This is a genomic window from Pseudomonas poae (assembly GCF_001439785.1).
GTDB classification, from domain to species: Bacteria; Pseudomonadota; Gammaproteobacteria; order Pseudomonadales; family Pseudomonadaceae; genus Aquipseudomonas; species Aquipseudomonas poae.
In genome coordinates, this window is record NZ_JYLI01000009.1 from 157,029 (window position 1) to 167,373 (window position 10,345).

Genomic DNA, 10,345 nt, shown 5'->3' on the forward strand with positions numbered 1-10,345 from the left:
AATGAACCTTGCGCGCTACCGTTTCGTGCTGTCCCGGCCGCTGCAATTGCTGCCGGTGCTGTTTGGCATCAGCCTGATCACCTTTGTGCTGGTGCGCTCGATTCCCGGCGACCCGGCGCGGGCCTTGCTCGGTTCGCGCAGCACGCCGGATGCGTTGCTGAAGATTCGCGCGCAATTCGGCCTCGACCAGCCGCTGTGGCTGCAATATTTCTACTTCCTGAAGAACCTGCTCAAGGGCGACCTCGGCCAGTCGCTGCTGTACAAGGTTGACGCCCTGAAGCTGATCGTGACCCGCATCGAGCCGACCCTGGTGCTGGTGCTCGGCAGCGTGCTGCTGGCGCTGCTGATCGCGGTGCCGCTGGCCACGGTGGCGGCACGCCGCAAAGGTGGCTGGGCGGATAACCTGATCCGCGTGTTCACCACCCTCGGCCTGGGCATGCCGGCGTTCTGGCTGGGCCTGATGCTGATTCTTGTGCTGAGCGTGCAATGGGGCCTGTTCCCGGTGTCCGGTTACGGTCGGACCTGGCAGGACAAGGCGCACCACATGGTGCTGCCGTGCCTGACCATTGCCCTGGCGCTCTCGGCGGTGCTGGTGCGCAACCTGCGGGCGAGCATGCTAATGGAGTTGCAGGCCGACCATGTCACCGCCGCCCGTGCCCGTGGGCTGTCGGAAGCGGCGGTGTTTCGTCGGCATGTGCTGCCCAATTCCCTGGTGCCGGCGGTCAACCTGCTGGCGGTGAATATCGGCTGGTTGATCAGCGGCACAGTGGTCATTGAAAGCCTGTTCGCCATTCCCGGTATCGGCCAACTGTTGGTACGCGGCATTTTTACCCGCGACTACATGGTGGTGCAGGGCGTGGCGATGGTGCTGGCGTGTGCGACGGTGCTGGTCAACTTCATCGCGGACATAGTGACCGTGACCCTCGACCCACGGGTGAAGATGCAATGACCAGCCGCCCGATGATTGCGCCATGGCGCCTGCGCCTGCGTCTGGGTTTTCGTAATGGCCGGCTGACCGCTGCGTGGGGGCTGCTGATGCTTCTGGTGTGGCTGGCCCTGGCGCTGTTTGCGCCCTGGATCGCGCCCTATGACCCGATTGCGCAGAACACCGAGTTCAGTCTGCTGGCGCCGAGCCTGGCGCACCCGTTCGGCACCGACAACTATGGGCGCGACATCCTGTCCCGAGTGATCTGGGGCGCGCGAATTGACCTGCAGCTGGCCATTATTGGGGTGATCTTTCCGTTCATGATCGGCACCTTCGTCGGCGCGGTGTCCGGTTATATCGGCGGGCGCTTCGACAGCGTGTGCATGCGGGTGATCGACGTGATCCTGGCGTTCCCGTTCCTGGTGCTGATGCTGGCGATCATGGCCATCCTCGGCCCTGGCCTGAAGAGCTTTTATATCGCCATGGCGCTGGTGGGCTGGGTGTCTTACGCGCGGCTGATCCGCTCGCAGATTCTGGTGCTCAAGGAAAGCGAGTTCGCCCTGGCCGCCAAGAGCCTGGGCTTTGGTCATGGGCGCATCCTGTTCCGCCATTTGCTGCCCAACGCGATGTTTGGCTCGATTGTGTTTTCCATGTCGGATGCGGTGCTGGTGCTGCTCAACGGCGCCGCCGTGAGTTACCTGGGCCTGGGTGTGCAGCCACCGACAGCCGAGTGGGGCACCATGGTGGCGGAGGGGCAGGCATTCATCACCACGGCCTGGTGGATCTGCACCTTTCCAGGGCTGGCCATCGTGACCCTGGCCATGGGCTTCAGCCTGCTGGCCGATGGCGTGGCGCAGGTATTGGGGGACCGCACATGAGCCTGCTGCAGGTGCGTGACCTGAGCGTGATCGCCAACAACGCCGGGCGCGATATCACGCTGGTCGACCGCGTGTCCTTCGACCTGGCCGAAGGCGAAATCCTCGGCTTGGTGGGCGAGAGCGGCTCGGGCAAGACCATGGCCTGTCGTGGCCTGATACGTTTGCTGCCGTCGCCGAACCTGCGGGTGCAGGGCGGCGCCGTGCGGCTGGCCGGCCAGGACTTGCTGGCGCTTGATGAGGCCGGCATGCGTGCGGTACGTGGTGGGCAGTTGGGCATGATCTTCCAGAATCCAAGCAGTCACCTTGACCCGTTGATGCGCATCGGCGAGCAGATCGCCGAAGGCATCCGCCTGCATCAAGGCGCTTCGAAAAAGGAGGCGCGCCAGCAGGCCATCGAGGTGTTGCGCCAAGTGGGCATCCCTGACCCGCAGGCGCGGGTCGATAATTATCCCCATGAGTTTTCCGGCGGCATGCGCCAGCGCGCGATGATCGCCGTGGCCCTGGGCTGCAACCCGCAGGTGCTGATCGCCGACGAGCCGACCACGGCGCTGGACGTGACGGTGCAGGCGCAGATCCTGCGCCTGTTGCTGGAGCTGCGTGACACGCGCGGCCTGTCGATCATCATGATCACCCACGACCTCGGCGTGGTGGCGCAAACCTGTGATTCCATCGCGGTGATGTACGCCGGGCGCCTGTGCGAGCACGGCAGCAAATACGCGCTGCTGGCTAATCCGCAGCATCCGTACACCGCCGGCCTGATCGACTGCCAGCCTGCCCACAGCAGTGGCCACGCCTTGCTGCGCACCATTGCCGGCCAGCCGCCATTGCTGGATGCGCTGCCGCCCGGTTGCCGTTTCAATCCCCGCTGCCCGCAGGTGGGCGCGTTGTGCACCGAGGTGCTGCCCGAGGGCGCGCGGGTGGCGTGCCACTATCCGTTGGGAGAACGCCCATGAGCCTGCTGCAGATCAAGGATCTGGAGGTGAAGTTTGCCGCGTCCGGCACGGGCGTGTTCGGCTTGAATAAACAGTGGGTGAGGGCGGTGAACGGAGTGTCGCTGAACCTGGCGGCGGGGCAAACCCTTGGGTTGGTGGGCGAGTCCGGCAGCGGCAAAAGCACCCTCGGCCGCGCGATCCTGCACCTGAGCCCCATCAGTGCCGGTCAGGTGCTGTTCGATGGCATCGACATGGCCCACGGCAGCGCCATCGACATCGCCCGCCTGCGCCATGAAACCGCAATGATCTTCCAGGACCCGTACGCGGCGTTGAACCCGCGCCACACCATCGGCGAAACCATTGCCGAAGTGTTGCGGGTGCAGCGCAAAGTTGCGCCGCCGCAGATCCCGGCGCGCGTGAATCAATTGCTCGATCTGGTCGGCCTGCGCCCCGAGTTGGCGTCGCGCAAGCCTGGCGCCCTCAGTGGCGGGCAGTGCCAGCGCGTCGGCATCGCCCGTGCGCTGGCGGTGGAGCCGCGCCTGATCATCGCCGATGAATGCGTGGCGGCGCTGGATGTGTCGATCCAGGGCCAGATCATCAACCTGCTGCTGGAACTGCAAGAACGCATGAACCTGGCGATTCTGTTTATCGCCCACGACCTCGCCATCGTGCGCCGCCTGTGCGACCGCGTGGCAGTGATGTACCTGGGCAAGATCGTCGAAGAAGGGCCGGTGGAAGCTGTGTTCACCGCGCCCCGTCATCCGTACACGGCGGCGCTGATCCAGGCGATCCCGGAGATCGATCCTCACCGGCCGTTACCTGCCGAGCCGCTGCCAGGCGAGCCGCCAAGCCCGCTGAACCTGCCCGAAGGCTGCGCGTTTCACCCGCGTTGCCGGCATGCGCGGACCATGTGTTCCGTGGTGTTGCCGCCTACCCATTTCCTGCACGAGCATCGATACAGTTGCGTGCTTGAAGAACCTTTGCTTTGACCCCCCCTGCCATTCATAGACAAGGAGTTATGACATGCCATCACGCCACTTGAAGTTGCTTGCCGCCGCCACATTGACCGCCTGGTCCCTCACCGCCGGGCTGGTCCAGGCCGCAGGGGTGCTGACCATCGGCTGTCGCGAGGACAGCACCACGTTCGACCCGATCAAGAGCGCGCAGAACCGCGACACCTGGGTGTTCGCCAACGTCTACGACACCCTGGTGCGCGTGGATAACCTGGGCACCAAAATGGAACCTGGCCTGGCCGAAAGCTGGGAGATTTCCAAGGACGGCCTGACCTACACCTTCAAGTTGCGTGATGCGAAATTCTCCGACGGCTCGGCAATCACCGCCGCCGATGCGGCCTTCAGCCTGCTGCGCATCCGTGACAACAAAGCCTCGCTGTGGGCTGACCCGTTCAACCTGATCAACACTGCCAAGGCCGCCGACGCGAAGACCCTGGTTGTCACCTTGAAGACCCCGGCCGTGGCCTTCCTCTCGCAACTGGCGTCGCCAACCGTCTCGATCCTGTCGGAAAAAGCCATGACCGAAATGGGCGAAGACGCCTACTCGGAAAACCCGGTGACCTCCGGTGCGTTCACTGTGGATGAATGGCGCAAGGGCGACCGTGTGATCCTGAAAAAGAACCCGAACTTCTGGCAGGCCAAAAACGTCAGCCTCGATGGCGTGGAATGGGTGTCGGTGACCGATGACAACACGCGCATGCGCATGGTGCAGAACAACGAGTTGGATACGGCGATCTTCGTCCCGTTTTCACGGGTTGAAGAGCTGAAGAAAGACAAGAATGTCGTGATCCACGCCGACCCCTCCACCCGTGAGGATCACCTGTTGATCAACCACGCCCACGGCCTGCTGGCCAAACAGCAAGTACGTGAAGCGCTGGACATGGCCATCGACAAACAATCGCTGGTGAAGGCCGCCACCTACGGTCAGGGCACTGTGGCCTATTCCTACATTCCGAAAGGTTCGCTGTACCACTACGCCGACAACCTGCAACGCCCGTACGACCCGACCGCCGCGAAAAAGCTGCTGGAAGCGGCCGGTGCCAAGGACTTGAAGCTCAACTATGTGGTCAACGCCGGCAACGAAGCCGACGAGCAGATTGCGGTGATCATCAAGGACCAGTTGGCCAAGGTCGGCGTCACCGCCAACCTGCAGAAGGTTGACCCGACCCAGAGCTGGCAGATGCTGGTGGACGGTGAGTACGATATTTCGGTGATGTACTGGACCAACGACATCCTCGACCCGGACCAGAAGACCACCTTCGTGCTGGGCCACGATACCAACCAGAACTACATGACCCGCTACAAGAACGACAAGGTCAGGGAGCTGGTGGCCGCCGCGCGGATCGAAGCTGACCCGGTCAAGCGCGAGCAGATGTATGTGGAGTTGCAGAAGTTGGCCAAGCAGGACGTGAACTGGATCGACCTGTACTACAGCCCGTACATCAATATCTCGCGCAAGAATGTGAGCAACTTCCTGCAGAACCCGCTGGGCCGCTTCACCCTCGAAGAAGTGGTGAAGAACTGACCTTGCAAACCCGATGTAACAGGGTACCTGTGGCGAGCGGGCAAGCCCTAATGCCGTTCAGTTAAGGAAAATGTGTGGGCTTATTGTGGCGAGCGGGCTTGCCCCGCGTTGGGGTGCGAAGCGCCGCCAATCCAGCAAACCGCGGTGTGCCTGATACGGCTAAGCGCCTGGTTTTGGGGCTGCTACGCAGCCCAACGCAGGACAAGCCTGCTCGCCACAGGGAATCTGCGCTTAACTGAACGGCATTAGGACAAGCCCGCTCGCCACAAAGCCCTTTCCAAACTGGATTACTGCGCGTCGAATGCCTGCCCGCTCACCCCGGCACTGTCCGGACCCATCAGGTACAGATACACCGGCATGATGTCTTCCGGTGCCGGCCTGTCCATCGGGTTTTCCCCCGGGTACGCCTGGGCGCGCATGCTGGTGCGGGTGCCGCCCGGGTTGATGCTGTTGGCGCGCACCGCCGCCACGTCTTCCAGCTCATCGGCCAGGGTTTGCATCAAGCCTTCGGTGGCGAACTTCGATACCCCATAGGCGCCCCAATGGGCCCGGCCCTTGCGTCCGACGCTGCTGGAGGTGAACACCACCGACGCGTCCTGGGACAGCTTGAGCAGTGGCAACATGGCGCGAGTCAGCATGAACATCGCGTTGACGTTCACCTGCATCACCTGCATGAACTGCTCGCCGGACAATTGCTCGAGCGGCGTGCGCGGGCCGATGATGGACGCGTTGTGCAACAGGCCGTCGAGGCGGCCGAAGGCTTTTTCGATCATCACGGCCAGCTCATCGTACTGATGGGGCAGGGCGGTCTCCAGGTTGAACGGGATCACCACCGGTTGTGGCTGGCCGGCGGCCTCGATGTGGTCATACACCTCGCCCAGGTTGGCTTCGGTCTTGCCCAGCAACAGGACGGTGGCGCCATGGGCGGCATAGGTTTTCGCCGCCGCAGCGCCAATCCCCCGACCGGCACCGGTCACCAGAATCACCCGGCCTTTGAGCAGTTCCGGGCGTGCGGAGTAATCAAACATAAACAACCTCGACGTTGAAAAACACTGACGATCCCTTGTGGGAGGGGATGTTCATGGGATAACAAGACCTTGCAACGCTCAGCAACTGCACAGTGCGTTATCCAGCACCTTGCGCAGCTCCAGCGGGTGGTCCACCACCACATCCGCGCCCCAGTGACGCGGGTTGTCGTCCGGGTGGATATAGCCATAGGTGACCGCAGCCGTACGCGTGCCAGCATCACGGCCGGATTCGATATCGCGCAGGTCATCGCCCACGAACAGCACGCTGGCCGGGTCGAGGTCGAGCATCTTGCACGCCAGGATCAGCGGCTCCGGGTCCGGTTTGCTGTTTTTCACGTGGTCCGGGCAGATCAGCAAGGCCGAGCGCTCGGCCAGGCCCAGTTGCTGCATGATCGGCTCGGCGAAGCGCAGCGGCTTGTTGGTGACCACGCCCCAGATCAGCTTGGACTTCTCGATGTCCTGCAGCAGTTGCTCCATGCCATCGAACAATGTGCTGTGGATGGCGCAGCCCTTGAGGTAGCGTTCGAGGAATTCCTGGCGCAGGTCTTCAAAGCCTGGTGACTCCGGGTCCATGGAGAAGGTCACCGCGACCATCGCCCGTGCGCCGCCGGAAATTTCATCGCGCACATGGTCGGGGTTGATCGGCGCCAGGCCTCGGTCGGCGCGCATGGCCTGGCAGATGGCGATAAAGTCCGGCGCGGTGTCCAGCAGGGTACCGTCCATATCGAAGAGAACTGCTCGCAGCTTCACAGGCTCACTCCTCGCGCAGGGTCTGCATCATGTAGTTGACGTCAACATCGTTGGCCAGCTTGTAGTGCTTGGTCAGCGGATTGTAGGTCAGGCCGATGATGTCCTTGACGGTCAGGCCGGCCTGGCGGCTCCAGGCACCCAGCTCGCTCGGGCGGATGAATTTCTTGAAGTCATGGGTGCCGCGCGGCAGCAGCTTCATGATGTATTCGGCGCCGATGATCGCGAACAGGTAGGCCTTGGGGTTGCGGTTGATGGTGGAGAAGAACACCTGGCCGCCGGGCTTGACCATGCGGAAACAGGCGCGGATCACCGAAGACGGGTCCGGCACGTGCTCCAGCATTTCAAGGCAGGTGACCACGTCGAATTGCTCGGGCAGCTCTTCGGCCAGGGCTTCGGCGGTGATCTGGCGGTATTCGACGCTCACGCCCGATTCCAGCTGGTGCAGTTGGGCCACGGCCAGCGGCGCCTCGCCCATGTCGATGCCGGTCACGGTGGCGCCGCGCAGGGCCATGGCTTCACTGAGGATGCCGCCGCCGCAGCCCACGTCCAGCACCTTCTTGCCGGCCAGGTTGACGCGTTCATCAATCCAGTTGACCCGCAGCGGATTGATGTCGTGCAGGGGTTTGAATTCGCTCTCGCGGTCCCACCAGCGATGGGCCAGGGCTTCGAATTTGGCGATTTCGGCGTGGTCGACGTTGCTCATGGTCAATCCTCTGAATCTGATAATCGGTGTGTCGGTGCTGAACGTGTGGTCCGGCCCCTTCGTTATTCGTTATGCCCGCTGATGCGTTGGCCCCAGGCGATGGCCCTGGCGGTCAACTGTTGTTCATCCATGCGGGTCAGTCGCCGGTCGTCGAGCAACTGCTTGCCGGCGACCCACAGATGTTTCACGCACTCGCGCCCGGTGGCATAGATAAGTTGTGAGACCGGATCATAGATCGGTTGTTGCGCCAGGCCTGAAAGATCGAAGGCGACCATGTCAGCGGCCTTGCCCACTTCCAGCGAGCCGATCTGGTTTTCCAGGCCCATGGCCCGCGCGCCGTTGAGGGTGGCCATGCGCAAGGCGCGGTGGGCATCCAGCGCGGTGGCCGAGCCAGCTACGGCCTTGGCCAGCAGCGCGGCGGTGCGGGTTTCGCCGAGCAGGTCGAGGTCATTATTACTGGCGGCGCCGTCGGTACCGATGGCCACATTGACCCCGGCCTGCCACAGGCGCTCCACCGGACAAAAGCCGCTGGCCAGTTTCAGGTTGGATTCGGGGCAATGGATGAGGCTGGTGTTGCTTTCAACCAGCAAGGCCAGGTCGTCCTCGCTGATCTGCGTCATGTGTACGGCCTGGAAGCGCGGGCCGAGCAAACCGAGGCGGCCCAGGCGCGCCAGGGGGCGCTCGCCGGTCTGCTCGACGGCCAGCTGCACCTCCGACGCCGTTTCATGCACATGCATCTGGATCGCGGCGTCCAGCTCTTCGGCGATGACCCGGACCTTTTCCAGGTTGGCGTCGCACACCGTGTAGGGGGCGTGCGGGCCGAAGGCGATCTTGATGCGCGGGTGGTGCTTGAGGTCGCCGAACAGTTCGATGCCCTGGCGGATCGCCTCATCGGCGGTGCTGGCGCCGGGGATCGGGAAGTCGAGGATCGGGATCGCGATCTGCGCGCGCATGCCGCTGTTGTGTACGCAGTCGCTGGCGACCTTGGGGTGGAAGTACATGTCGGCAAAGCAGGTGATGCCGCCCATGAGTTGCTCGGCGATGGCCAGGTCGGTGCCGTCGCGTACGAAGGCCTCGTCGACCCACTTGGCTTCGGCGGGCCAGATGTGTTTTTCCAGCCAGGTCATCAGCGGCAGGTCGTCGGCGAGGCCGCGAAACAGGCTCATCGCCGCGTGCCCGTGGGCGTTGATCAGGCCCGGGCTGAGCAGCATGCCCGGCAGCTCGCGTACTTCGTTGGCCGAAAGCTTCAGCGCGGCCGCCCGTGGCCCGATAAACGCAATGCAGCCATCGCGAATGCCCAGTGCGTGCTCCTTGAGCACCACGCCGGCGGGTTCGACAGGTACCAGCCAGGTCGGCAGCAGCAATAAGTCGAGCGGGGCGGCGGTAGCGGTCATCGCAGGCTTGTTCCCTGGCAGCTATAAAAGAAGGGCGAAGTATACCCGAGCGTCCTGGCTGGCGGATCGCTATAATCGGCGGCTTTTGTTCATGAGTGCGGGGTTAGGCATGCGCGACCGACTGTTGGCTGCAGAGAAAGTGAAGGCCATCGAGTGGCGTGATGGCGCACTGTTCCTGCTCGATCAGCGTATCTTGCCGGCCCGGCAAAGCTGGGTGGTCTGCTCGACGGTAGAGGAAGTGGCCACGGCCATTCGCGCAAGGGCGGTGCGTGGGGCGTCCGCCATCGGCATCAGCGCCGCCTACGGCCTGGTGCTGGCCGCCCGCACGCGTATCGCCGAAGGCGGTGACTGGCAGGCGAAGTGGGAGGAAGACTACGCGCTGCTGGCCGAAACCCGTCCGACTGCCGCCAACCTGTTCTGGGCGCTCAAGCGCATGCGTGACCGCCTGGACCGCCTCAAGCAGCACGCCGAGCCCCTGGCCGCGCTGGAAGCTGAAGCGATCACGATCCATGAGAGCGACCGTGAAGCCAATGTCGTCATGGCCCAATTGGGCATGGAGCGGATTCGCAAGCATCAGGGCAACCTCCAGGCGATCCTCACCCACGGCAACGCAGGCGCCCTGGCGACGGGCGGCGTCGGCACTGCACTGGGGGTGATTCGCGCGGCCTTCCTGGAGGGCCTGGTCGAGCAGGTGTATGCCAACGAGACCCGGCCCTGGCTGCAGGGCTCGCGACTGACCGCCTGGGAGCTGGCAGGCGATGGGGTGCCGGTCACGGTGAATGCCGATTCTGCCGGCGCGCATATCCTCAAGACCAAAGGCGTGACCTGGGTGGTCGTCGGCGCCGACTGTATTGCGGCCAATGGTGATGTGATCGGCACTATCGGCACTTATCAGTTGGCTGTGTGCGCCATGCACCATGGCGTGCGCTTCATGGTGGTGGCGCCGAGTTCGACGGTCGACTTGATGATGGCCACCGGTGAAGACGTGACGCTGGAACAGCGCGATGTGGAGGAGTTGCTGGAGATTGGCGGTCAGCGCCTGGAAGTGCAGGCGTTGAATCCGGCGTTCGATGTGACGCCCGCCGACCTGATTGATGTGATCGTCACTGAGAAAGGCGTGGTAGAGCGACCCGATACCGCCAAGCTGGCCAGGTTGATGTGCCGCAAGCGCCTGCACTGAGGTTCAAGCGCCTCCGA

Annotated in this window: 10 protein-coding genes; 6 read left to right on the plus strand and 4 right to left on the minus strand. The window is 63.5% G+C overall.

Features of this window, described 5'->3' with window-relative positions; all coding sequences use genetic code 11:
• Position 1 precedes the first annotated feature (1 nt).
• From TU75_RS13055 to TU75_RS13075, 5 genes are read left to right on the plus strand one after another with little or no spacing between them, the layout of a single operon-like run.
• The gene (locus TU75_RS13055; RefSeq protein ID WP_060549168.1) at positions 2-949 is read left to right on the plus strand and encodes an ABC transporter permease; all 948 of its coding nucleotides are present in this window, start codon (positions 2-4) and stop codon (positions 947-949) included.
• Positions 946-1,803: an ABC transporter permease gene (locus TU75_RS13060; protein ID WP_003235322.1), complete on the plus strand. Its 858-nt coding sequence runs from the start codon at positions 946-948 to the stop codon at positions 1,801-1,803. Before TU75_RS13055 ends, TU75_RS13060 begins: the two co-directional genes overlap by 4 nt.
• A complete protein-coding gene (locus TU75_RS13065; protein ID WP_060549169.1) occupies positions 1,800-2,756 on the plus strand; it encodes an ABC transporter ATP-binding protein in 957 nt (318 codons plus the stop codon). Before TU75_RS13060 ends, TU75_RS13065 begins: the two co-directional genes overlap by 4 nt.
• The gene (locus TU75_RS13070) at positions 2,753-3,724 is read left to right on the plus strand and encodes an ABC transporter ATP-binding protein (RefSeq protein WP_060549170.1); all 972 of its coding nucleotides are present in this window, start codon (positions 2,753-2,755) and stop codon (positions 3,722-3,724) included. The genes TU75_RS13065 and TU75_RS13070 overlap by 4 nt, the downstream gene beginning before the upstream one ends.
• Positions 3,725-3,758: 34 nt before the next feature.
• A complete protein-coding gene (locus TU75_RS13075; protein WP_060549171.1) occupies positions 3,759-5,273 on the plus strand; it encodes an ABC transporter substrate-binding protein in 1,515 nt (504 codons plus the stop codon).
• 287 nt (positions 5,274-5,560) lie between these two features.
• On the opposite strand, the gene TU75_RS13080 is transcribed toward TU75_RS13075, so the two are convergent.
• The 4 genes from TU75_RS13080 to TU75_RS13095 form a co-directional block, all read right to left on the minus strand.
• Complete coding sequence (locus tag TU75_RS13080) at positions 5,561-6,301, minus strand: YciK family oxidoreductase (protein ID WP_060549172.1); 741 nt, start codon at positions 6,299-6,301, stop codon at positions 5,561-5,563.
• A 78-nt stretch (positions 6,302-6,379) separates the two neighbouring features.
• Positions 6,380-7,051: an N-acetylmuramic acid 6-phosphate phosphatase MupP gene (mupP, locus tag TU75_RS13085; protein WP_003235332.1), complete on the minus strand. Its 672-nt coding sequence runs from the start codon at positions 7,049-7,051 to the stop codon at positions 6,380-6,382.
• A 4-nt stretch (positions 7,052-7,055) separates the two neighbouring features.
• Positions 7,056-7,754 (minus strand): bifunctional 2-polyprenyl-6-hydroxyphenol methylase/3-demethylubiquinol 3-O-methyltransferase UbiG, encoded by a 699-nt coding sequence (gene ubiG, locus TU75_RS13090; RefSeq protein WP_060549173.1) that lies wholly within the window; start codon positions 7,752-7,754, stop codon positions 7,056-7,058.
• 62 nt (positions 7,755-7,816) lie between these two features.
• Entirely contained in the window at positions 7,817-9,148 is a 1,332-nt protein-coding gene (locus tag TU75_RS13095; RefSeq protein ID WP_060549174.1) for a TRZ/ATZ family hydrolase, read from the minus strand.
• Positions 9,149-9,257: 109 nt separating this feature from the next.
• On the opposite strand from TU75_RS13095, the gene mtnA reads away from it, so the two are divergent.
• On the plus strand, positions 9,258-10,328 hold the full coding sequence (mtnA, locus tag TU75_RS13100; protein WP_060549175.1) for an S-methyl-5-thioribose-1-phosphate isomerase: 1,071 nt from the start codon (positions 9,258-9,260) through the stop codon (positions 10,326-10,328).
• Positions 10,329-10,345 lie beyond the last annotated feature (17 nt).

Bases quoted from the DNA above. Each gene is read 5' to 3' on its own strand.
- TU75_RS13070 (WP_060549170.1), top strand. From the start codon at position 2,753: ATGAGCCTGCTGCAGATCAAGGATCTGGAGGTGAAGTTTGCCGCGTCC.
- TU75_RS13095 (WP_060549174.1), bottom strand. From the start codon at position 9,148: ATGACCGCTACCGCCGCCCCGCTCGACTTATTGCTGCTGCCGACCTGG.
- TU75_RS13075 (WP_060549171.1), top strand. From the start codon at position 3,759: ATGCCATCACGCCACTTGAAGTTGCTTGCCGCCGCCACATTGACCGCC.
- TU75_RS13055 (WP_060549168.1), top strand. From the start codon at position 2: ATGAACCTTGCGCGCTACCGTTTCGTGCTGTCCCGGCCGCTGCAATTG.
- ubiG (WP_060549173.1), bottom strand. From the start codon at position 7,754: ATGAGCAACGTCGACCACGCCGAAATCGCCAAATTCGAAGCCCTGGCC.
- TU75_RS13080 (WP_060549172.1), bottom strand. From the start codon at position 6,301: ATGTTTGATTACTCCGCACGCCCGGAACTGCTCAAAGGCCGGGTGATT.
- TU75_RS13060 (WP_003235322.1), top strand. From the start codon at position 946: ATGACCAGCCGCCCGATGATTGCGCCATGGCGCCTGCGCCTGCGTCTG.
- TU75_RS13065 (WP_060549169.1), top strand. From the start codon at position 1,800: ATGAGCCTGCTGCAGGTGCGTGACCTGAGCGTGATCGCCAACAACGCC.
- mtnA (WP_060549175.1), top strand. From the start codon at position 9,258: ATGCGCGACCGACTGTTGGCTGCAGAGAAAGTGAAGGCCATCGAGTGG.